At 70.5% G+C, this 22,482-nt stretch carries 20 protein-coding genes and 1 pseudogene; 12 read left to right on the plus strand and 9 right to left on the minus strand.

What is annotated here, in order from left to right; genetic code table 11:
- Positions 1–30: 30 nt before the first annotated feature.
- Together ACFXJ5_RS08380 and ACFXJ5_RS08385 are read left to right on the plus strand one after the other, a co-directional pair.
- Complete coding sequence (locus ACFXJ5_RS08380; RefSeq protein ID WP_384628621.1) at positions 31–597, plus strand: RNA polymerase sigma factor; 567 nt, start codon at positions 31–33, stop codon at positions 595–597.
- Positions 594–1,280: a zf-HC2 domain-containing protein gene (locus ACFXJ5_RS08385; protein ID WP_384628624.1), complete on the plus strand. Its 687-nt coding sequence runs from the start codon at positions 594–596 to the stop codon at positions 1,278–1,280. Before ACFXJ5_RS08380 ends, ACFXJ5_RS08385 begins: the two co-directional genes overlap by 4 nt.
- Here the strand turns inward: ACFXJ5_RS08385 and ACFXJ5_RS08390 are convergent, their stop codons facing one another.
- From ACFXJ5_RS08390 to ACFXJ5_RS08400, 3 genes are all read right to left on the minus strand, one after another.
- The gene (locus ACFXJ5_RS08390) at positions 1,281–3,323 is read right to left on the minus strand and encodes a GTP-binding protein (protein ID WP_384628627.1); all 2,043 of its coding nucleotides are present in this window, start codon (positions 3,321–3,323) and stop codon (positions 1,281–1,283) included. It abuts the gene before it with no gap.
- A gap of 162 nt (positions 3,324–3,485) precedes the next feature.
- Entirely contained in the window at positions 3,486–4,304 is an 819-nt protein-coding gene (locus tag ACFXJ5_RS08395; RefSeq protein WP_384628630.1) for a methyltransferase domain-containing protein, read from the minus strand.
- A 213-nt stretch (positions 4,305–4,517) separates the two neighbouring features.
- A complete protein-coding gene (locus ACFXJ5_RS08400) occupies positions 4,518–5,408 on the minus strand; it encodes a glycoside hydrolase family 19 protein (RefSeq protein WP_384628632.1) in 891 nt (296 codons plus the stop codon).
- Positions 5,409–5,592: 184 nt separating this feature from the next.
- Here ACFXJ5_RS08400 and ACFXJ5_RS08405 point away from each other — a divergent pair, with 184 nt between their 5' ends.
- On the plus strand, positions 5,593–6,090 hold the full coding sequence (locus tag ACFXJ5_RS08405) for a hypothetical protein (RefSeq protein ID WP_384628635.1): 498 nt from the start codon (positions 5,593–5,595) through the stop codon (positions 6,088–6,090).
- A gap of 30 nt (positions 6,091–6,120) precedes the next feature.
- Here ACFXJ5_RS08405 and ACFXJ5_RS08410 read toward each other — a convergent pair whose 3' ends face one another.
- Entirely contained in the window at positions 6,121–6,405 is a 285-nt protein-coding gene (locus ACFXJ5_RS08410) for an SHOCT domain-containing protein (RefSeq protein WP_384628638.1), read from the minus strand.
- Positions 6,406–6,655: 250 nt separating this feature from the next.
- On the opposite strand from ACFXJ5_RS08410, the gene ACFXJ5_RS08415 reads away from it, so the two are divergent.
- The 3 genes from ACFXJ5_RS08415 (at position 6,656) to ACFXJ5_RS08425 (ending at position 8,404) form a co-directional block, all read left to right on the plus strand.
- Entirely contained in the window at positions 6,656–7,099 is a 444-nt protein-coding gene (locus tag ACFXJ5_RS08415) for a DUF7144 family membrane protein (protein WP_384628641.1), read from the plus strand.
- Between the two features lie 225 nt (positions 7,100–7,324).
- A complete protein-coding gene (locus ACFXJ5_RS08420) occupies positions 7,325–7,867 on the plus strand; it encodes a gluconokinase (protein ID WP_384628644.1) in 543 nt (180 codons plus the stop codon).
- Between the two features lie 189 nt (positions 7,868–8,056).
- Positions 8,057–8,404, plus strand: a complete 348-nt coding sequence (locus ACFXJ5_RS08425; protein ID WP_384628646.1) for a hypothetical protein — start codon at positions 8,057–8,059, stop codon at positions 8,402–8,404.
- Here ACFXJ5_RS08425 and ACFXJ5_RS08430 read toward each other — a convergent pair.
- A complete protein-coding gene (locus ACFXJ5_RS08430; RefSeq protein ID WP_384628649.1) occupies positions 8,365–8,841 on the minus strand; it encodes a DUF6325 family protein in 477 nt (158 codons plus the stop codon). The genes ACFXJ5_RS08425 and ACFXJ5_RS08430 overlap by 40 nt on opposite strands.
- A gap of 139 nt (positions 8,842–8,980) precedes the next feature.
- Here ACFXJ5_RS08430 and ACFXJ5_RS08435 point away from each other — a divergent pair, with 139 nt between their 5' ends.
- Positions 8,981–10,327 carry a hypothetical protein gene (locus tag ACFXJ5_RS08435; protein WP_384628651.1) on the plus strand — a complete coding sequence of 449 codons (1,347 nt, stop codon included), beginning with the start codon at positions 8,981–8,983 and terminating at the stop codon, positions 10,325–10,327.
- Here the strand turns inward: ACFXJ5_RS08435 and ACFXJ5_RS08440 are convergent.
- A complete protein-coding gene (locus ACFXJ5_RS08440; RefSeq protein WP_384628654.1) occupies positions 10,311–11,273 on the minus strand; it encodes a DUF389 domain-containing protein in 963 nt (320 codons plus the stop codon). The genes ACFXJ5_RS08435 and ACFXJ5_RS08440 overlap by 17 nt on opposite strands.
- A 233-nt stretch (positions 11,274–11,506) precedes the next feature.
- Between ACFXJ5_RS08440 and ACFXJ5_RS08445 the strand changes: the two are divergent.
- Together ACFXJ5_RS08445 and ACFXJ5_RS08450 are read left to right on the plus strand one after the other, a co-directional pair.
- Positions 11,507–11,653, plus strand: a pseudogene (locus ACFXJ5_RS08445) (GMC oxidoreductase); the annotation flags it as partial.
- Between the two features lie 31 nt (positions 11,654–11,684).
- Positions 11,685–13,511 carry a glycoside hydrolase family 15 protein gene (locus ACFXJ5_RS08450; RefSeq protein ID WP_384628657.1) on the plus strand — a complete coding sequence of 609 codons (1,827 nt, stop codon included), beginning with the start codon at positions 11,685–11,687 and terminating at the stop codon, positions 13,509–13,511.
- Here ACFXJ5_RS08450 and ACFXJ5_RS08455 read toward each other — a convergent pair.
- From ACFXJ5_RS08455 to ACFXJ5_RS08465, 3 genes are all read right to left on the minus strand, one after another.
- Positions 13,453–14,766 (minus strand): chloride channel protein, encoded by a 1,314-nt coding sequence (locus tag ACFXJ5_RS08455; protein WP_384628660.1) that lies wholly within the window; start codon positions 14,764–14,766, stop codon positions 13,453–13,455. The two genes, ACFXJ5_RS08450 and ACFXJ5_RS08455, sit on opposite strands and share 59 nt — an antisense overlap.
- Before the next feature lie 201 nt (positions 14,767–14,967).
- Positions 14,968–17,349: an FtsX-like permease family protein gene (locus tag ACFXJ5_RS08460; RefSeq protein WP_384628663.1), complete on the minus strand. Its 2,382-nt coding sequence runs from the start codon at positions 17,347–17,349 to the stop codon at positions 14,968–14,970.
- Positions 17,346–18,071, minus strand: a complete 726-nt coding sequence (locus ACFXJ5_RS08465) for an ABC transporter ATP-binding protein (RefSeq protein WP_384628666.1) — start codon at positions 18,069–18,071, stop codon at positions 17,346–17,348. The genes ACFXJ5_RS08460 and ACFXJ5_RS08465 overlap by 4 nt, the downstream gene beginning before the upstream one ends.
- A gap of 205 nt (positions 18,072–18,276) precedes the next feature.
- Here ACFXJ5_RS08465 and ACFXJ5_RS08470 point away from each other — a divergent pair, with 205 nt between their 5' ends.
- The 3 genes from ACFXJ5_RS08470 (at position 18,277) to ACFXJ5_RS08480 (ending at position 22,467) form a co-directional block, all read left to right on the plus strand.
- Complete coding sequence (locus ACFXJ5_RS08470; RefSeq protein WP_384628668.1) at positions 18,277–19,602, plus strand: sensor histidine kinase; 1,326 nt, start codon at positions 18,277–18,279, stop codon at positions 19,600–19,602.
- Positions 19,599–20,288, plus strand: coding sequence for a response regulator (locus ACFXJ5_RS08475; protein WP_384628671.1), 690 nt, complete (start codon positions 19,599–19,601; stop codon positions 20,286–20,288). The genes ACFXJ5_RS08470 and ACFXJ5_RS08475 overlap by 4 nt, the downstream gene beginning before the upstream one ends.
- Before the next feature lie 127 nt (positions 20,289–20,415).
- On the plus strand, positions 20,416–22,467 hold the full coding sequence (locus ACFXJ5_RS08480) for a carbohydrate binding domain-containing protein (RefSeq protein ID WP_384628673.1): 2,052 nt from the start codon (positions 20,416–20,418) through the stop codon (positions 22,465–22,467).
- Positions 22,468–22,482 lie beyond the last annotated feature (15 nt).

The raw sequence follows: 22,482 nt of genomic DNA on the forward strand, positions 1-22,482 counted from the left end.
ATGCACCAGATGGGTCTTCCCCTGGAGCGCATGCCCGACGACGCACTGCTGGCGGGCCTCACCACAGGGGATCCCGAGCTCGCCGTGGCGTTCGTACGGAGATTCCAGAGCAGGATCTTCGGCGTGGCCATCACGGTGACCCGCGATGCCCAGCTCGCGGAGGACGTCGCCCAGCAGACCTTCGAGCGGGCCTGGCGGCACGCCCAGGTCTACGACTCGCGCCGCGGATCGGTACGCAGCTGGCTGACCGCCATCGCCCACAACCTGGCGATCGACGCCATCCGCACTCGTCAAGCCGTCCCCGTCGACCCCTCTGACCTGGCACTGCTGCTCGACACCGCCACCCGCACCCCCGAGCGGCAGGCCCTCGCCGACGAGACGTCGGCCGAGGTGCGCAGCGCCGTCGCCTGCCTGCCGCGTGAGCAGGCCCGGGCCCTGGTGATGGCCGGCATCTACGGCATGACCGCCCAGCAGATCGCGGACGTGGAACACGTGCCGCTCGGCACCGCCAAGACCCGGATCAGGGCGGCCATGGGCAAGCTCCGCGTCTCCCTGGCGACGACATCCAGGACATCCAGGCAGGAGGACGAGCCATGAGCGACCTCGGCTGCATCACCTGCGCCCAACTCCAGGACGACGGTCCTGAGCTGGCGCTCGGCATCCTCCCCGGACGCGAACGCGCTGCCGCGGTGGCACACCTCCAGCAGTGCCCCGACTGCCGTGCGTACGTACGCGAGCTGATCCCCATGGCCGACAGCCTGGTGGACCTCATCCCCACCGCCGAGCCGCCCCTGGGCTTCGAAACCCGCACCCTGCGGCGTCTGGGGCTCACGCCCCGGCCGCTCCGGCGCTCCCGCGGCCGGCTCGTCCGGTTCGCGGCTGCCGCCGCCGCTGCCCTGGGCCTGGGGCTCGGCCTGTCCGTCGGCGGCTGGGCCCTCACCAACGCGTCCGCCCCCGCCGTCCACTCCGCCCTGCACACGGCAGGCCTCACCGTGCAGGGCCGGCACATCGGCCAGGCCTTCGCCTACACCGGGAACTCCCCGTGGCTCTACATGTCGGTCGACGCCGACCGGGCGGTCGCCGACGACCCCACCATCCGCTGCCAGATCCTCCGCGCCGACGGCTCCACCGCCACCATCGGCACCTTCCGCCTCGACGACGGCTACGCCAGCTGGGGCGGCCCCTTCCCGGCCCGCTCCTCCCCCGTCACCGGCGTCCGCCTCCTCGCCGCCGACGGCTCCGTGCTGGCCACCTCCACCTTCGGGCCGGCCGGGCGCTGATCACGTGCCCGCCCGGCCGCCCGCGACCCGTCGTACGACGTGCAGCAGGTACTCCCTGCGGTCGAGGGGATTGTGGTCCGCCCGCGACCGTTCCGGGACCGTGCCCCGCACCGGTTCGTAGCGCTCGAAGGTGCATTCCAGCACCCCTTCGCCGTGCGTCAGCCCGGGTAGCTGCTGCTCCAGCTCGTGCACCCGGGCCGCCGGGATCTCCCCCTCCAGCAGGTACGACGACCCCCGCTGCTCGGGGGTCCCCGGTACGGCGCCGAGCCGGGCCAGCACCGGCAGGATCGGCCCGAAGGCGTCGGCCGGCAGCTCCAGGCGGAAGCGGTGCACCGGCTCGTACACCCGGGTGCCGGCCTGCTTCAGGGCGCTCATCAGGACCAGCGGCGTCAGGTTGCGGAAGTCCCCGGCCGTGCTCGACATGCTCTTGTCGAAGACGCCGTGCGAGTGGCTCTGCCGGGGCCAGTAGCCGGAATGCGTCATGGTGACCGTGCAGTCGGTGACCTGCCATCCGTGGATTCCCTGCATCAGCGTTTCCCGTACCGTCTCCTCCACCGCTTTACGGAACGCCAGCGGAAGCGCGCCGGGCTCGATCTCCAGCCGGTACCGCACCCCGGAACCGAGGGGGGCCGGATCAATCCGCAGCCCCACCGTCGCGAGGAACGGATTGGGCTCCTTGGCGATGAACTCGACGGCCGAACCGGTCCCGACGGGCCTTTCGATGCAGATCGTCGTCGTCTCACTGAATTCCACATCGAGGCCGAATTCGTTCGCCAGCGTCGCCTGGACGACCTCCTTCTGCACCTCCCCGTAGAGCGATACCAGGAGTTCCTGACGGACCTCGTCCTGCCGCAGATTGATCAGCGGATCCTGCTCGGCGAGCTGTACGAGCGCGACGCGCAGCGCACCTCTGTCGGCCGCCCGGCACGGCACCACCACCGTCTCCAGCGTCGGCGGGGCGAAGTGGCGGGCCGCCGGCGCCGTCCGCGGTACGCCGAGTGTGTCGCCGATCCGGATGTCCCCCAGCCCCCAGAGCTTGCCGATCCGCCCCGCGCCCACCTCCCCGCGCTGCGCGGCGGCACCCCGGTCGAACACGCCGATCGCGGTGACCTTCCCCTCGCGGGCCCCGCCGTCCTCGGTGCCCTCGCCGCCCTCGCCGCCCTCGCCGAACGGCAGCCGGTCCCGCACTCGTACCGTCCCCGAGAACACCCGCGCGTACGCGATCTTCTCCCCCGCCGGCCCGCGCTCGACCTTGAACACCGTGCCCGAGACCGGCCCGTCCTCGTCCCCCTCGGCAGCCGGCAGCAACTCCCTGATCCCGGCACTCAGCGCCGCCACACCCGCCCCGCCGACCGCTGACCCGAAGAACACCGGGTGCACCAGCCCCCGCCGGACCTGCTCCGCGAGCTCCCGCCGCAGCCGCCCGTACGACAGCGCCGTCCCGTCGTCCACATACGCGGCCAGGACCGCGTCGTCCTGGTCGGCGAGCACCTCGGCCAGCCCGGCTGTGAACTCCGCGTCCTCGGCGCCGTACGGCCGGAAGTCGGGCGTGCGCGTGCCGAGGCCTCGCACCGACCCCATGGGGACGATCGCCGGCGCCAGCCTGTCGGCGATGCCGCGCAGCACGCGCTCGTACTGCGCGCCAAGGCAGTCGATCTTGTTCACGAAGATGAGCGTGGGGATGCGCAACCGCCGCAGCGTCCGCATCAGCACGCGGGTCTGCGCCTGCACGCCCTCGACGGCCGAGACCACCAGCACGGCGCCGTCGAGCACGCTCAAGACCCGCTCCACCTCCGCGATGAAATCCGGGTGGCCGGGTGTGTCGATCAGATTGACCGTGATGTCATCCATGGCGAACGACACGACAGCGGACTTGATCGTGATACCGCGCTGCCGTTCCAATGCCAGGGAATCGGTCTGCGTACTGCCGTCATCGACACTGCCGATCTCGTCGATGACACCGGCGGCGTAGAGCAGCCGCTCGGTCAGGCTCGTCTTACCGGCGTCTACATGCGCCAGAATTCCCAAGTTCAACGTACTCACGCCGCGTCATGTCCTCTGGGTAGGTGGAAATTCCCTTCTGGTTGGACATGAACGCCTCGCGCATTTCCGTCTCCCTGCTCGACTCTGCCGGTGCCGGGAGTACAGCAGGCGGCCGCCCCGCGGGGCAACCGAATTATGTGACGCCGGAAAACCGGCCGGCGCTCAGGCCGGACGGTGGGCGACGACGCCGAACATGGTCACCGACATGTGCAGGGCGCCCTGCTCGGCGGCCGCCGTGAGGTCGGCGTACAGCCGGTCCCGCTGCCCCACGGTGATCAGGTCGCGGCGTACGGCACCTTCGCCGAGCATCCGGATGATCGGCCAACTGACCTTGCGGTGGTCCTGGATGAGCGCCTGCGAGCCGAGGTCGTCGATCTCCAGCCCCACCGCGGCCAACTGGCCGGCCAGCTTCCGTCCGGCGTACGGATTGGCGGCCGCCGTGAGGGCGCCGCCGGTCAGGACCGCGACCACGTCGGCCTCGCCGGGGTGCAGGATCGTGGTCGCCCAGTCGGTGTCCAGCAACGCGACCCGGCCACCCGGCCGCAGTACCCGCGCGATCTCGGTGGCGGCCTTCTCCGGCTCGGCCAGATGCTGGAACACCCGCTCGCACCACACCACGTCGACGTCGGCGTCCCCGACGGGCAGCGCCAGCGCGTCGCCGTCCGCGAACCGGGCCCGGCTGCCGGCCTCGGCCGCCCGCCGCTCGGCGACCGACCGCACCCCGGGGTTCGGCTCCACCCCGAGCGCGTCACCGGCCGGCCCGACCGCCGCCGCCAGCACCTGCGTCTCCGACCCGGTACCGGCGCCGATGTCCAGCGCCCGCTCGCCGGGCCGCGCGGCCACTCCCCGGTGCGCCCACTCCCGCAGCCGCCGCACCCCCGCGCTCGCCGCCTGCACGTCCAGCGCGCCGACCAACAGGTCGGTGTTCGAGCCCTTGATGTTGTCCGAGTGGAACGCCGAGTTCGGCCGCGAATCCCCCATGCGCAGCACTCTAGTGCCGTGGCCGCGAGCGTTCGCCGGGTTGCGCAGCGGCCGGCTGCGCTTTGTCCTCAATCGCCGGACGGGCTGACTTTCAGCCCGTCCGGCGATTGAGGACGGACCCGGTGAACCATTCCGGTCACGGCACTAGAGCTGCTCGGGAGTGCGTGAAGCTGGCGGCCGGTTCACCGCGGGAGCGGAAGCGGCTGGTTTCTCTCAGCAGCTCAGGTTGTTGCCCGGAGTCGTCCCCAGGATCTGGACGAAGGCGTTGTACCGGTCGATCCGGCTCTGGACCTGCGCCGGGTTGCCGCCGTTGCACTCGATCGAGCCGTTGATGCTGCGGATGGTCTCGCCGAAGCCCGCGCTGTTGACCATGGCGTTGTGGGGGGTCATCGTGCCGGGGCCGGTCTGGGTCATCCAGTACCAGAGGCCGGTCTTCCAGGCGACGGCGGCGTCGTTCTGCACCAGGTTGGGGTTGTTGAGCAGGTCGATGCCGAGCGCGTCACCGGCCGCCTTGTAGTTGAAGTTCCAGCTGAGCTGGATCGGGCCGCGACCGTAGTACGCCGACTGACCGGCCGGGCAGCCGTAGGACTGGCTCCAGTCGCAGTAGTGCGAGTAGTTGGCCGTGTTCTGCTCCACGATGTAGACCAGACCGCCGGTCTCGTGGCTGACGTTGGCCAGGAAGGCGGCGGCCTCCTGCTTCTTGACCGTGTCGCTGCCGGTGGTGGCGAAGGCCGGGTAGGCACTCAGGGCGGCGGTCAGACCGCTGTACGTATAGAAGGAGTTCCGGCTCGGGAACATCTGGTTGAACTGGGCCTCGCTGACAACGAATCCCGAGGGGGCCGGTGTCGAGCCGCCGCCGCTGCCGGTGCCGCAGGCGCCCTGGTCGGACCAGACGTCGGCGTTGCCGGGCGTCTCGTTCTGGGTCCACCACTTCGCCAGCCAGTTGTGGCTGTTGTACGAGGCGGTCATCCCGCCGGTGTAGACGGCCGACGAACTCCAGGCGGACGCGCAGTCGGCCGCCGATGCGGAGGACGCGGGCAGGAAGAGAAGGATGCCGAGAATCGTGGCGACGGTGGTGAGCAGTGCCGCGATACGTCGTGGCATGTGATCACTCCTTTGCGCGGCCGCGCTGAAGGACTGGCGGCCGCTGTGGGGGGTGACAGCACTGAACCCCACTGGTCTGTACCTGTCAAGGTCTAGACCATCAACGCCACTGGAAAGCGGACACCGCCGCTCCGGCCGATGCTGGAGGAGACAACGGCAGCGGAACCGAGTGAGGCGGACCCCCATGGACGAGTCCCGACCCGGCTACACGGCAGAACTTCTGAGGCACTTCGCCGACCTCCGCGACGGCATGCACGGAAACGCCGTCGCCCGTAAGGACAAGGAGCAACTCTTCGCCGACACCGTCCCCCTCCTCGACCTCCACGCACGACAGGCGCTCACCGAGATCAACGACGACCTGCTCCTGCGCACCGGAGAGATCCTGTCCACCGGCGTGCGCTCGACCGACGCCGGCGTCGACGCGGTCTGGGCCCTCACCTGGCCCGAGCAGCGGGACGCGGGCATCAGCCCGGTCACCCTCCACGCCTTCTACGGTGCCGGGTTCCACCACCCGCATCTGCGCGGCGGCACCGTCGGCGACTGGCCGCTCAACGTCTTCACCCCGGAGCAGGCCACGGCGAAGCTGGCGACCCTCCGCGAAATCGCGGCCGCCGACGTGCACAACCTCGTCTTCCAGCGGGACTACCGGATCATCCCGGCCACCGTGCGCCCGGGGCGGTGACGGCAGCCCACGGGAGAAGCGGAGCAGATGTCAGGAGCCGAGGATCCTGCGCTTCTGGTCCTCGAATTCGGCCTCGGTGAGCACGCCCTGGGCCTTGAGCTCCCCGAGTTGCTTCAGCTGATCGATCCTGCTGCTCATGTCGTCGGCCGGCTGGGCGGGAGGCGGCTCGGCGGACTGCCCGGCCTGCGGCGCGGCCTCCTGGTAGTCCTGCTGGGCCCATCGCCCCTGCTGGCGGCGTGACACACGGTTCGACACGGCGGTGGCCGTACCGGCCACGACGGCTGTGCGCGCGACCCCGCGGAGGAGACCTGGCATGGCGATTTCCTTTCGCTGAATGCACGACCCGGCCCGGCAGAAATAAACAACACCTATCCGACCGACGTGCAATTCTCGGCGCACCGGACACTTCCATTGGAGCACCGTATGAATTCCGTCGCACATCGGCCCTGCCGCGACCTGGCACAATGCCGCCGTTCTGCCGGTCGGCGATTCTCGTGGCAAGCTGAAATGTGGGCCACCGACCGGTCACCGATCAGTGGCGAGGCCTACGTGGGAGGAGCCCAAAATGGCCACGACTGGAATGCATCGGCACGGAACCGGCGCCGGAGCGGGTACCGGAACCGGCAGCATGTGGGCGACCAGCTGGATCGCCTTCGCCGGGGTCATGATGATCTTCGGCGGGGCGATGGCAATCATCGAGGGAATCGCCGCCATCGCCAAGGACGACGTCTTCGTCGTCACCCGCAACTACGCCTACACCTTCAACCTCACCAGTTGGGGCTGGATCCACCTCGTACTCGGCGTTCTGGTCGTACTCGCGGGCATCGCCCTGTTCACCGGGGCCATGTGGGCACGCGTGACCGGAGTCGTCCTGGCAGGTCTGTCGATGGTCGCCAACTTCATGTGGCTGCCGTACTACCCCGTCTGGGCCATCGTGCTGATCGCCGTGGATGCCTTCGTCATCTGGGCGCTGTGCGTAGGAAGCGGACGGGAGGCCCGCACCGACTAGCCGTTGCGCCGTTCAGCCCGGGACAGCACCCCGACCGGCTGACGGGAGACGCGCCACCGAGTCGTGCTCACCCACCAGTGCTTTCGTTGTGGGGGCGGATTCCTCCGGTCTCCGCCTCCACACCCACAGGGAGACACGAGTGGAAACCAGCGGCAGCGACGGTCACCAGCCCCTTCCCTACCCGCTCCTCGGGGGACAGAAGGCGCTGGTGACAGGCGCGTCTCCGTGACCGGGGCCGGGGAGGAGCCGCCGGTCGTGCTGGTCCTGGGCGTGTCGGGGTCCGGGAAGAGCACCGTCGGCAAGGCGATCGCCGAGCAACTCGGACTGCCGTTCCTTGAGGGCGACGCCTTCCATCCGGCCGCGAACGTCGCCAAGATGGCCGCCGGCCACGCACTGGACGACGCGGACCGCGAGCCCTGGTTGCGTATCCTCGCCGACCGCATCCATGACACCGTCGAGGCCGGCGAGGGGCTGGTCGTCACCTGCTCGGCCCTCAAGCGCGCATACCGCGACGAGCTCCGTACGGCCGACTCAGGGCTGTGGTGCCTGTATCTCGGCCTGGACCAGGACACCGCCTGGGACCGCGTGAGCGGGCGCACCGGCCACTTCATGCCCGCCCGGCTGGTCGACTCGCAGTTCGGGACGCTGGAGCCTCTTGAGCCGGACGAGCCGGGCGTGACCATTGACGCCACGGCCGACCTGCCGGCCATTCTCACCCGGGCGCGGGCCGCCGCCCTCGCGCGCTTCGGCGAGCGCCCGGCCCACTGACGGGTCAGGCACTCAGGAGTACGGCGATGTCGCCCGTTCCGACCGGGAGCAGGACGACTCCGGTACTCCCCGGGACCCGGCCGCGTACGCCGACTGGCCGTCCTTCAGATGACGCGGAGGCGCGATCGCGGGACGGTTGCCTGGAGAGGAAGGCTCGAAGCCCTCCAGCACAGACGAGGACACCTCCCCATGCCCAACCGTCACCTGGCCGATATCCGCGCCGGAGCCCTGCTTCTGATGCTCGCCGTCACGGCATGCTCCGGTCCCGCCCGCAACATGGTGGGCACGCTCGTCTACACCACCCCGACCGACAGGGTGGTGGTCCTCGAGAGCCCGGTCGACCGGGGATGCCACAACCTGGGACTCGCCGGTGCCAAGGCCATGTCCAACAACACGCTCGATGACATCGTGCTCTACGAGGGCGTCGGCTGCCGGCAGCCGGCGGGCACCCAGACCGTCTACCTCGCGACGACGCTGTCGAACCACGTCACGCCGGGTTACCCCCCGTGGCGGAGCTTCTCCGTCGTCGGCGGCTGACCGGCGTCCGTCTCGTCGAGCGCGGCCAGGACGGCCGGCACGGGGATCCGCCCGGAGGCGACCAACTGGGCACCACCGCGTCGCAGGGCGGCGGCGAAGGGCGCAGCCCACAGGTTCTCGTAGACGAGGATGCCTGCAGAGCTGCCGGGCTCAAGGGCGGAGGCCGCCTCCTCGATGTCGTCCTGGCCCAGCAGACCGGAGGACGCGCCCTCGAAGACAGCCAGGTCGAGATCGCCGTCGCCGGTGAGATCGGCGATTTGGAGGCCGACCACGGATCCGTCGTCCTCCTTTCTGATGAACATCAGGTCGAGGATCCGGATGAGGCCCCGGTCCACCAGATCGACCAGCAGCGGGAAGCCCTCGCCCGTCATTCGGCTGCCGGGAAACTCGACGACCACGTAGTCGATCGGTCCCATCTCATCGAATTCATCGCTCACGGCGTCACCCCTGCTGCTCGCGGCTCTCCCCCGAATGCCATTGCATCACCGGACCGAAGCCCCCGCACCTCGGTGCGGTATTCACCCGCCCGGCCCCGCCCGGGTCGCGTGATCGACGCCGTACGGGTCTCCTGTGACCATGACCAACAGCGCACCCCCGCCGGATCCGGAGAAGCGCGCCGGCGGTCCGTCCGGAGATGAGCTCTCGACGCGGGAACGCAGCGAGCTGGACGAGCTGCGGCACCGGGTGAGCGCACTGGAGAGCACCGCCCCGTCGCGGACGGGGCGGCACTGGCTCCGGTCGACCGGCTCGGTGCTGCTGATTCTCCTCGCCTCGATTCTGTCGCTGCTGGCCGTCGTATCCGTCTGGGCGAACAGCATCGTGCGGGACACGAACCGCTACGTCGCCACCGTGGCGCCGCTGGCGAGCAACCCGGATGTGCAGAAGGCGATCACCAACCGGGTCACCACCGCGGTCCTGGCGCAGATCGACGTGGATGCGCTGGTGAAGCAGCTGACCCAGGCGGCGACGCAGAAGGGTGCCTCGCCGCAGGCGGCCAATCTGCTCGGCAACCTGAGCGGCCCGATCGACAGCGGCCTGAAGAGCCTGGTCAGCAGCGTCGTGGAGCGAGTGGTCTCCAGCAGTGCCTTCAACACCGTCTGGGTGAACGCGAACCGGTCGATCCACAGCGCTGTGGACAAGGCCCTCACGGGTGAGGGCGGCGGTGCCGTGTCCCTGAAGAACAATCAGGTGGCCATCGACCTGGGTCCGATCGTGGCCAAGGTCAAGGACCAGCTGGTCAAAGCCGGATTCGGGCCGGCCGCGAGGATCCCGGCCGTCCACACCGAATTCGTGGTGTTCGCCTCGAAGGACATCGGCAAGATCAAGACGTACATGAGAGTGCTGGAGATCGTCGGCAGCTGGCTTCCCATCGTCGCCGTGCTGATCGCCGCCGCAGGCGTGTACCTGGCCGCCAACCGCCGCCGGGCCCTGATCTGGGCCGCGCTCGGATGGTTCGCCGCCATGCTGCTGCTCGGCATCACCCTCACCGTGTCCCGGGCGATCTACCTCGACCATCTGCCCGTCGGGACGTCCTCCGCCGCCGCCGGTGCGGTGTACGACGCACTGATCAGGTTCCTGCGCGCCAGCGTGCGGGCGGTCGGTGCGGCCGCTCTCGTGACCGCCATCGGCGCCTTCCTCGTCGGACCGTCCCGGGTCGCCGTCCTCACCCGTACCGGCTGCCGCAGAAGCATCGGCGCCCTGCGCGACGTGGCCATGTCGGCGGGGCTCCCGCTGGGAGCGGTCGGCCGGTTCGTACACCGCTTCAAGCGGTGGATCGGCGGTGTGATCCTGGCGGTCGCCGCGGTCGTCCTGTTCACCTGGAACTACCCGACCACGGCGGTCGTGGTGTGGACCGTGGTGATCGTGCTGGTGGCCTTCGCGATCCGCGAGTTCCTGGACGCCGCGCCTACGCAGCCCGCCTGACCGCGCCCTCGTGCCGGCGTTCGCTCACCCGCCGCCAGATCGCCCGCTGGCACTTGAGCGTGCCGGTCCCGACCAGGATCAGTACGACGATGTTGAGGAGGAGCTGGAGCAGGGAGCCCCAGGCCTCGTGCCAGCTGCCGAACGCCGTCGAGACCCCGATGTCGGCTCCCGCCGGAATGGTGGTCACCGAGATGAAGACGCCGAGCAGTGCGCTGGTCCGGGCCTCGGTCAGCGACACGATGCCGACCACCCCGGCCAGCACCGCCACCACGGCCGAGAAGAAGTTGGGGGTGTTGATCAGATTCGAGACGGGCCTGATCCCCAGGTCGAAGGCCTCCGGCTGAAGCCCGAGGCCCCGGACGAGGAGCGCGAAGAGGAAGGTCGCGGCAACGGCCAGCAGAAAACCCACGAGCAGCGCCAACAGGCCCTGCTGGATTCTCGGCCGGGAGCGGCGGTCGATCCCGAGTGCGACGCTGGTGATGGCCCCGTACTCCGGTCCGACCACCATGGCCGCGACGATGAGGATCTGGGAGTTGGTGATGATGCCCACCGCGCCGATGAGCCCGGCGATGACCAGGAAGAGGTAGAAACTCGGAGGGTATCTGCCCTCGGCCCGGATCCGGGCCTCCACCTGCTCCCACACCGGCGCACGCAGCCGGGCCCCGAGTTCGTCGGCACCGGCCCTTGCCGCGCGCTCCGAGAACACCGTCTCCACCGGATCGAGGACGATGGAGCCCCGGTGTTCCAGCCCCAGTTCACGCAGTCCGCGCAACACCTCGTTCGCGGCGCCGGTCAGGACGTCGCACTCGATGGCGTCGCCGTCGGGATTTCGTACGCGGCCGGGCTGCAGGAACAGGTTCAGGACGCACGGCTCGGCACTCAGCAGGGCCATCGTGCGTTCCGTGAGGTCCGGCGGGCACACCGCTCGGACATGGATCATGTCCATCCGGACCATTAAGGCGGCGGTCCCCGGGCCCGGCAACTCGCCACGCGGGGACATGTGACGCCCGACTCGCCGGGAACACCCCCCGGGGATACGTTGGAAATCGGGACAGACGTCCACTTCACCCGGCAGCGATCGGAGCACGCTCCGAGGACGGTGGCACACTGGCCGGCATCGACCGGACAACGGATTCTGCTGCTCGAACGCGGCGGCTTCTGCCCCCGCGAATGTGACACGACGTCAACTGCGAGGCCCACGACCTCGGCAACCTTCACGTCGTCGACACGAGCTTCTTCCCGAGCATCGGGGCGGTCGATCCCTCGCTGACCGCCATCGCCAACGCCCTGCGCGTCGGCGACCACCTCGCGGGACGACTGCCATGACCGCCGAGGCGGCCTGAAAGGGGCGACCACCGTGGACCGCTACCCGCCCATCGCCGATCACGGACTCATCGGGGACCTTCAGACCGCGGCACTGGTGTCGTCCCAGGGAGTGATCGACTGGTTCGCGGCGCCGCGCTTCGACTCGCCCAGCATTTTCGCGGCCCTGCTCCACCACGACGGCGGCGGCCATTTCCTCCTCGCGCCCGATGGGCCCGAGGGGAGCTGGAAGCAGCTCTACTACCCGGACACCGCCATGGTGGTGACCCGGTTCATGTCGCCCGAGGGGGTCGGCGAGGTCCTTGACTTCATGCCGGTCCAGCTGGGCCTGGCCGCCACCGACCGGCACCGCCTGGTGCGTGCCGTACGCGCGGTGCGCGGCACCGTACGCTTCGTCCTCGAATGCCGGCCGCGGTTCGACTACGCGCGGGCCACGCACGAACTCGACATGACGCCCGAGGCGGCGGTGTTCCGGGCACCGGGGACGACCGCCTACCTTCAGGGCACGATCCCGCTCGAACGGGACGGGCAGGACGTCCGGGGCGCGATCACGCTCAACGCCGGTGAGACGGCGGCGGTGGTGTTCACCGTGTGCGCGCCGGACGGGGAGGCGCCGTCGCCGCCCACGACCGAGCATCTCACCGAAGAGCTGTGGGGGAACGTCGACTTCTGGCAGAGGTGGGTACGTACCTCGAACTACCACGGCCGCTGGCCGGACATGGTGCACCGATCCGCGATCACCCTCAAGCTCCTCACCTACGCCCCCACCGGCGCGCCGGTCGCCGCGGCCACCATGGGACTGCCCGAGCAGGTCGGCGGTGAGCGCAACTGGGACTACCGGTACACGTGGGTGCGGGACGGCTCCCTGTCGGTGCGGGCGCTGCTCGACCTCGGCTTCGTCGAGGAGGCGACCCACTTCACCCACTGGCTCGGCGACCGCATGCGCGCCCACGAGGGAAGGGACGGCGAACCCCTCCAGATCATGTACCGGGTCGACGGCGACCCTCGTCTGACGGAGGAGATCCTGGAGCACTTCGAGGGCTACCGGGGCTCCTACCCGGTCCGGGCCGGCAACGCCGCCTCCGACCAGTTGCAGCTCGACATCTACGGCGAGGCCCTCTACGCCCTGGCCGAGGGCCGCGCGATCGGCGAACAGGCGGGCTACCACGGGTGGAAGGGCCTCGCGGGCATCCTGGACTGGCTCGCCGACTCCTGGGACCGGCCCGACGAGGGCATCTGGGAGACCCGGGGCGGACGCAAGGACTTCACCTACAGCCGGGTGATGTGCTGGACCGCCTTCGACCGCGGTCTGAAGCTGGCCGCCGAGTTCAGCAGGCCGGCCGACACCGCGCGCTGGACCCAGGCCCGCGACGCCATCCTCGAACAGGTCATGGAGCGCGGCTGGAACGAGAAGGAGCAGGCCTTCGTCCAGCACTACGGCGGCGATGTCCTGGACGCCTCGCTGCTGCTCGCGCCCCGGGTCGGGTTCCTGTCCCCCCGGGGCCCTGGCTGGCTGAACACGCTCGACGCCATGGACCGTGTCCTCGTCTCCGACAGCCTCGTCTACCGCTACGACCCCGACGCGTCCCCCGACGGACTGCGCGGCTCCGAAGGAACGTTCAGCCTCTGTACCTTCCTGTACGTCGACGCCCTGGCCCGGGCGGGACGACTTCGCCAAGCCCGCTACACCTTCGAGAAGATGCAGACGTACGCGAACCACATCGGTCTGTTCGCCGAGGAGATCGGCCCCAGTGGGGAGCAACTCGGCAACTTCCCCCAGGCGTTCACCCACCTCTCGCTCATCATGGCTGCGACGACGCTGGACGAGGCCCTCGACCGGCAGCGGCTCCTCCAGCATTGAACGCGGGGATCCTCGGTCCCTGTGGCAGCAGCTCGGTGGTCACGAAGGACACCACTGCGGCGAGCACGATCACGGGCACCGTTTCCGAGTTGCCCACGATGAGGACGACCAGCACCACCGTGCTGACGGGCAGCCGCAGTGCGGCGGCACATGCGGCCGCCATCCCCGCCGCCATACCGGGTACGACACCGAGTCCCGGCAGGGACGACAACAGGACGCCCACCGCTCCGCCCAGGAACAAGGAGGGGAAGGTCGGACCGCCGCGAAGGCTTCCCAGGCAGAGCGCGTACGCGACGCCCTTGAACGCCAGGACCGCCACCAGACTGCCGACCGACCACGCGTGAGGGTGCTCGGCGAGCTGCGTCAGGGTGGCCTGGCCGGACAGGGAGACCTCGGACGGCGAACGGCCGGTGATGACCGCGTAAAGCGCCGCGCAGCCGGCCGCGCCGAGTGCGCAGAGCACCGTGTTCCGCAGCGGATGCGCGGACACGAAGCGCGCCGCGATCCGCCCGCCCACGATGACCCAGTGGACGGCCGCCCCGATCACGAGCCCCATCAGCACCGACCACAGCACGTCCCCGGCATCGAGGAGGGGCGGAGCGGGCAGTCCGATGCTGAGGCTCCCGGTCTGCAGTCCGGTCCAGCGACCGAAGCCGGTGAACACAATGGCGCCGACTCCGCTGGACAGCAGGGCGGGAAGCATGACCGCGAACAGCTGCGGCCCACCCACCCCGGCCACTTCCATGAGGATCACCGCCGCTACCAGCGGACTGTCGAAGATCGCGGAGATGGCCGCCGCGGCGCCCGCCGCACCGAGCAGCGCCGTGCTCGCCTCGGTCGCGGGAGCGCGTACGAGGTCCCGGAAGAGCAGGGCCAGACCAGCACCGAGAGCGATCAGTGGCGCCTCGGGCCCGAGCACGGCTCCCAGCGGCAGGCTGGCCACTGCGGCGACGACCACACCGGGAATCACGGCTTTCGACGCGCCTCCCGAATGCAGGCCGGCCGCCGGGATGTGTCCTCCTCTGCCAGGGAACCGCAGGACGACTACGGCGACGACCACGCCCGACACCAGCGCCAGGGGAAGCGGCCACCACCAGGGCGGATCCGTCCAGCCGAGATGGTGCGGCCAGTCCACCCAGATCAGATGTTCCAGCTCATTCAGCGCGACGAGAAACCAGAAGGCGATCAACGACACCGGGATGCCGATCAGGCCGCAGAACACCAGCGCCCGCCGATACGCAGGCCGGCGCAGCATGTTCCGCAGCTGATCGGCCTCTTGAGGCTGGTTTCCCGGTGCGGGCCCGGCCGCTTCGGGCTTCGGCTCGGTGATGGGTCATCTCCTGTGTCGGCTCGCAAGCGATGGGGTCCGTAGCAGCGCGAGATTACCGAGCAGGTCCCGCGGTGCCGCGCCGAGCCACGCGGCATCGTCCGGAAACCCTCTGGGTGGACGAGCCGCTCACTCGGTGCGCAACGCCGTGGCGGTGCCGGTCCTGGCGGCCCAGCCGGCCGGGAGCAGTGCGCCGGCCACGGCGATGACCAACCCGCCCAGAGCCAGCAGGGCGAGGGCCGGCGCGTGGTAGACGGCGATGACCGAGGTGGGCAGAGTCATGCCGATGGCGTCGCCCATGAGCGGCGTGACCTGGGCGTGCAGGGCCACTCCTGCGGGGACCGCGGCCAGTCCGGCGAGCAGGCCGATTCCGGCGACGGAGGTGATGACCATGGCGACGGTCTGGCGTGGGGTCATGCCCAGGGCCTTGAAGACGCCGAGGTCGTGGACGCGGTCGCGGGTGTCGAGGACGACCGTGTTGAGCACGCCCAGGCCCGCTACCACGACCAGCATCAAGGTGAGCGTCCCGATCAGCGCGTCCATGGCCGCGATCACGCTGGACGTGTTGGAGGTGTTGGCGAGGGCGACGCCTCCGATGGAGTCCAGCTTGGCGTTGAGCGAGGTCAGGTAGGCCGCGAGGTCCGTGCCGGGTTTCGTCTCCACGTCGAACCGGCCCGGCTTCGCGTCGAGTCCCAGGTCGGCGAGGGTGGAGGTCCGGGTGAGGAGTTCCATGCCGTCGCCCTCGGTGAAGAACGCCTCGCCGACGATCCGTACGGAGGTGTGCCGCCCGCCCTCGGTCAGGGTCACGGTGTCCCCGACGTGGATTCCGGCGGCCCGCAGGAACCGGGTGGTGACCACCGCCTGGCCGGGACCGGTGAGCCACGTACCCGAGATCATCTCGGGGGCGCCCCACGACGCATCGCCCTGATACGCCACGACCGTTGTCGGGCCGGTGATCCCGGACGCGCTCATCTGGGCCTGGGTGATGTCGTAGAAGCGGCCGGTCCCCTTCTGCGTACGGAGTGCGGCGGCGACCTTGGCCGGGTCGGCCGGCCCCGTGTCCGCTTCGCCGGCCGCGTGGACGACGTTGGCACCGGGCGGCCCCCCGCCGCCGGTTTCCACCAGCACCGAGCCGACCGAAGCGAGCATGCGGTCCGACTGGACGGCCCCGAGCGTCAGGGCCAGCCCGACCCCGAAGGTGACGGTGACGGCGCCGAAGGCAACCGCGGCGGCCATCGTCGCCGAACGCCCCGGGCGGGCCAGGGGATACGCCAGCCCGAGGCTGACCCCACGCGGCAACGGCAGCCGTGCCGTCAGCCGCGCCACCCGGCGTCCGCGCACGGCGCCGGCCGTACGCCCGACGGTGATCGCCTCGACGGTGCGCAGCCGCCCGGCGCGCAGCGCGGGCGCCAGGGCGGCAGCGGCGACCAGCGCGAGAGCGGCGGCGGGCACGGCGATGTCGATCCACCCGGGAATCGACGACGACCCTGCGCCGTACGCGGTCCCGACATCGTTGAGCACCGGAACGGCCAGCAGATTGCCGAGGACCACCCCCAGGGCGCAGCCGAACGCCGCCGGGATCAGCGCCTGCCCGACGTAGGCCCGTACGACCTGGGCCGGGGTGAAGCCGAGGGACTTGAGGATGCCGATGCGCCGGGTCGCGGCGCCGACCGCGCCGCTGACCACGATGCCGATGACCAGGACCGACATCAGCAGCCCGAGGACACCGAAGGCGGCCACGAAGGGCACGAACGCCATCGTGTTGGAGATCGCCTGGAGCTTGACGGTGAGATAGGACTGCGATCCGGTCATCGCCCCCTTCGGCACGGCCGCCGTGATCACGGCACGGTCGGCGGCCACCTGGGCGTCCGTACCCGCGTGGCGGAAGCGGTAGAGCATCTCGTACGCGGGCGTGCTGCCCTGCGCGGTCAGTGCCTCGGCCTGCGCGGGGGTCACCCAGGCCTCGGCGGTGCCGGTCACCGACCGGGCCAGCCCGACCACGGTCAGCGTCGGACTGCCCGGCAGGCCGGGGAACTTCAGCCGCGCGCCCGGCTCCATGGGGAGCCCGCCGTAGGCCAGCACTATCTGGCCGGGGCGGGTGGCCCAGGTGCCCGCGACCAGGCTGACCTCGTCGACCGGCCCGCCGGCATCCGCCCGGCCGACGACGGTCATCGGCGGCAGATCGACCCCGGCCGGGAGTACGCCGGAGCCCGTGACCGTACGCGGGCTCAGCGACAGGGTCCGGAAGGGTCCGGCCGTGGCGGTCACGCCGGACGCGTGCGCGGTGGCCGCGACGGCCGAGGCCGTGACCTTCGACCCGTCGAACTGCCCGGTCAGATGGGCGCCTTGCTGCCGAGCGAAGGCGCGGTCGAAGGGCGCCTGCGATGCCAGGAGCAGTCCAGCGGCCAGGACCGAGGCGGTGACGGCCATGAGGGTGGTCAGGATCATCACCGCGGTCTGCACGCGCCGCCGCCCGACCCCGGCGCGTACGACGCGGCCCGGGGCGGTCATCGGGCCACCGTCCGGGGTGCCACTCGGGGCGCCGTCGCCACGTCCCGGACGATCCGGCCGTCGACCAGCTCGATGGTGCGCGTCGCGCAGGACTCGGCAAGGCCCAGATCATGGGTGACCAGCACGATCGTCTGCCCGTCCCCGTTGAGTTCGGCCAGCAGGTGCTGCACGTCCTCGCCGGAGGCGGTGTCCAGCGCGCCCGTGGGCTCGTCGGCCAGCAGCAGCGCCGGACGGTTCATCAGCGCCCGGGCGACCGCGACCCGCTGGCGCTCCCCGCCGGACAGCCGGCCGGGGTAGGCGCGGGCGTGCCGGTCGATGCCGAGGTACTCCAGCAGCCCGGCGGCGCGCGTACGGGCCTCGGCCCGGGGCGCTCCGGCCAGCTGGGCCGGCAGCAGCACGTTGTCGGTGACGGTCAGGTCGTCCAGGAGGTTGAAGAACTGGAAGACCATGCCGATCCTGGCCCGCCGGTACTTCGCCGAGGCGGCCTCGCCCAACTCGTCCACGCGCAGCCCGTCGACCGTGACACTGCCCGCGCTCGGCCGGTCAAGACCGGCGATCAGATTGAGCAGCGTCGACTTGCCGCTGCCCGACGGCCCGAGCACCGCCAGCGCCTCCCCAGCGCGCACGCTCAGCGTCACGTCGGCGAGGGCCGGCGGCCCTTCCCCGTACGTCCTGCTCACCTCGCGGATGTCGATCAGTGGCGCGGTCGTTGTCGCGTTCATGGTGCCTCCACAGGCCGGTTGCCGGACGATGCGGCCCGACGCTAGGCGCCGGTCCGTGCCCGGGTCGTCGCCCGCTGTGGCGAGGTTGGCTACCGTTCCGGAACGACCTCCGGTCGCGTCATCCCTGCGGTGTACGCGGACGATGTACGACCCCTCCTCACCGGGAGGGATGTGGCCGGGGCCGAGGGCTTGCCACACTGACCCCATGGGCGGGGCAGAGATCGTTCAGCGGTGGCGGGAGAGCGTGGTGGCGCTGCTGCGCGAGACGAGCCCGCCGCCGCGCCCTTCCCCCTGGGCCTGGGCGGCCGACGCGATCCTCGCCTTCGTGCTGGCCGTCTGTACGGCGGTCGCCGCCCTGCGGCCGGGTGACCGCGCGTTCAAGGTGACGCTGTTCCCGGAGGGCTCGTCGACGGGCGTGCCGACGCCACCGACCGCGCCCGTGCCCGTGCCCGTGCCGCCGGAAGGCCTCGCCCAGCACCTCGCGACCGTCCAGTCCTGGCAGGTGGTGCTGGCCGCGCTGACCGCCGTTCCCCTGGTCGTACGCCGCCGGTATCCCCTGACGGCGTTCTGGGGGGTGACCGGCGCGACACTGCTGTTCCATCAGCGCACGGGCGCCGGCAACACGGCCGTGTACACGTTCGTATCGTGCGTGATCGCCGCGTACAGCGCCGCCGTCTACAGCCCGTACCGGGTGCGCACGCTCACGAGCCTGGTGGTGGGCGCCGGCCTGATCGCGGGCTTCCACGAAACGAACGTGCCTTTCACCACGTCCGGCTTCGTCCCCTTCGTCATCCTGATCGGGGGCGGGCTCGCGGCCAATACGATCCACACCTGGAAGCAGCGCGTACGCACCCTGGAAGAGCAGCACAAGGCCGAGACCGAGATCGCGGTCGACCGCGAACGCGCCCGGATCGCCCGCGAACTGCACGACGTCGTCACCCACAATGTCAGCGTGATGGTGATCCAGGCGGGCGCGGCCCGCAAGGTGATGGACGCCGCGCCCGACCGGGCCCGCGAGGCACTGCTGGCCGTCGAGGCCGGCGGGCGCACCGCGATGGCCGAACTGCGCCACGTCATGGGTCTGCTCACCATGACCGGTGACGGCCCCGATCCGGCCGCGGCCGCCGACCTGGCCCCACAACCCGGCCTCGCCCAACTGGCGGCCCTCACCGACCGCGTACGCGACACCGGCACCCCCGTCGAACTGACCGTCACCGGCACCCCGGCACCCCTTCCGGCCGGCGTCGACCTGGCCGCGTACCGCGTGGTGCAGGAGGCACTGACCAACACCGTCAAGCACGCCGCCGGCGCCCTCGTGCAGGTCAACCTCGACTACACGCCCGGCGCGGTGCACGTCGAGGTGGCCGACACCGGCGGCACCCCGGGAGCGCCGGCCGGCTCCGGCGACGGCCGCGGGCTGATCGGCCTGCGCGAACGCCTCGCCGTCTACGGAGGCACCCTCCAGGCCGGTACGCGGCCCACCGGCGGCTACCGGGTTCGCGCCGTCATACCGGTGGAGGAGCAGTCGTGACCGAGGCGCCGCGCGTGGTGATCGCCGACGACCAGGCGCTGGTCCGTACCGGCTTCGGCATGATCCTGGCCGCCGACGGGATCGAGGTCGTCGCCGAGGCCGCCGACGGTGATCAGGCTCTCGACGCGGTCCGCCGTACCCGCCCCGACCTGGTGCTCATGGACATCCGGATGCCCGGCATCGACGGCCTGGAAGCCACCCGCCGTATCCTCTCCGGCGCGGTGGCAGATCCGCCGCGCGTCATCATCCTGACGACCTTCGACCTCGACCGTTACGTCTACGCCGCCCTGACCGCCGGCGCCAGCGGCTTCCTGCTCAAGGACGTCACGCCGGAACACCTGGTCGCCGCGGTCCGGCTCGTCCGCTCCGGTGACGCGCTGCTCGCCCCGGCCATCACCCGGCGCCTGGTCGAACGCTTCGCGTCCCGCGGCACCCAGGCCGCCACCCTGCACCGGGACCTGGCGGCCCTGACCCCTCGCGAACTCGAAGTCCTCCAGTCCCTCGCCAAGGGCCTGAGCAACGCCGAACTCGCCGTGCGATTCCGTTTGAGCGAGGCGACGGTGAAAACCCACGTGGCCCGGATCCTGGCCAAACTGCGGCTGCGCGACCGCGCCCAAGCCGTCGTCGTGGCCTACGAGACCGGACTGATCACCCCCGGAGCGGGCACCGCGGCCACCGGGCCGTAAGAGTTCGCGGGTGAAGTCCCCAGTCGGCAGACGGGGTTGACGCAGAGCAAAAGTCTAGACCATTCTCCTTGCTGGAGGTGCGGCGCCCCCTCCCGTTTCCCTGCCCGTGCGAGACGAGGAGGAGTCCATGGCCCGCAGATCATGGGTCGCGTTCGTCGCGGCCGTCCTCATGGTGTTCGGTTCCGTTTCACTGGCCACCGCTGCCGCTGCCGACAGCGCGAATCTGGCCGTCAACCCAGGCTTCGAGACAGGGGATCTGTCCGGCTGGGCCTGCGGTACCGCCACCGCGAGCGTGGTCACCACACCCGTGCACACGGGTACGCACTCCCTGGCCGCGACCACCACCGCTTCCGACACCGCCCAGTGCACGCAGACCATCACCGTGCAGCCCGGCTCGGCGTACACCTTGTCGGCGTACGTCGAGGGCTCGTACGTATACCTGGGTGCCGACGGCTACAACTCCACCTGGACGCCGTCCGCGACGAGTTGGCAGCAACTGTCCACCACCTTCACCACCGGGGCCACCACCACCTCGGTCAAGATCTACCTGCACGGCTGGTACGCACAGGGCACCTACCGCGCCGACGACATATCGCTGACCGGCCCCTCCGGCACGGTGGCGATACCGGCAGCCCCGACCGGCCTGACGGTCTCCGGGACGACCAGCAGTTCCGCGTCGCTGTCGTGGAACGCGTCGACCGGAGCGACCGGCTACAACGTCTACCAGGGCTCGACCAAGGTGGCGTCGGTGGCGACGACCACCGCCACGGTCACCGGCCTCGCGGCGAGCACCTCCTACGCGTACGCGGTCACCGCCACCAACAGCGCCGGTGAATCCGCCAAGTCGGCCGCCGTCACCGCGACCACCCAGTCCGCGGGCACCGGCGGCGGATCCACCTCCGCGTGGCACCCCTCGTACCTGTCGATCGGGACGGTCTACACCCCGGGCAGTACCGTCGACGCCTTCTTCAGCACCCTCAAGTCGCACGGCCCGGTGCCGAACTACGGGTACCAGTACCTGATCGGCGGCGACTTCTCCAACTGGGCGGCCACGACCACCACGCTGGTCAGCCACGCCCAGCAGTTCGGGATGACACCCGTACTCGTCGACTACGGCATGAACGGCAACGTCGACGGCACGGACGTCGACTTCACCAACATGCAGAGCGCCACCTGGCTGACCACGTACTTCCAGTCCCTGAAGAACGCCGCCGCAGCCGCCAACACCGCAGCGCCCGGAAAGCCGGTCGGCTGGGTGATCGAACCCGACATGCTCGGCTACCTGCAGCAGAACTACGCGGCGACCTACGGCAACGACGCGAGCAGGATGCCGGCCGCCACCAGCGCCGCCTACTCCGCCGGCGTACTGTCCAGCGGCAGCGATCCGGCCTTCGGCAACAACCTCCGGGGACTGACCGAGGCGATCAACTACACGATCAAGAAGTACGACCCGGCGGCCTTCGTCGGCTGGCAGGTCAACACCTGGGCCGTGCGCGACGCGCTCAAGGACACCGACACCATGGGCTGGAGCGCCGGACGCCAGTCGGTCACCACCGTGGCCACGCAGGTCGCCGACTTCGTGAAGACGGCCGACATCGGCTACCACGCCGACTTCACGGCGTTCGACCAGTGGGGCCAGGACTTCGGCATCCTGCGCGACCCGAACCCCGCGAGCGACATCCGCTACCTCAACGCGGCGCACTGGAGCAACTACCTGCTCTACGTCCAGACGATCCGCCAGTCCCTCGCCCTGCCCGCGGTCCTGTGGCAGATCCCCGTCGGGCATCTCAACTCGACCCGCACGCCCAGCCCGACGTACTGGAACTCCTCCGGAGTCTTCCCGGACCTCGACAACACCTCCGAGCGGAGCGAGGACTCCGCGTCCACCTTCTTCTACGGCGACTCCTTCACCTCGAGCGGCAACAACCTGTCCTTCTACGGAAGCAATCCGGGGGCCGACCCGAAGATCTCCGTGAACGGCTCGACCGTCACCTGGGGATCGCACATCCCGGACGCCGCGGCGGCCGGTGTCGTGGCGATCCTCTTCGGTGCCGGCACCGGGACCGGCACCTACGGCGTGCCCGAGATGGTCGGCAGCTACCAGACCGGGCCGGGCGACTTCGGCTACTGGGCCACCCGCACGCAGTCCTACCTCAACAGCCCGACGCCACTTCCGTGACGCCCCACCGTCAGG

Source organism: Streptomyces sp. NPDC059373 (assembly GCF_042751495.1).
In the GTDB taxonomy this organism is placed as follows: domain Bacteria; phylum Actinomycetota; class Actinomycetes; order Streptomycetales; family Streptomycetaceae; genus Actinacidiphila.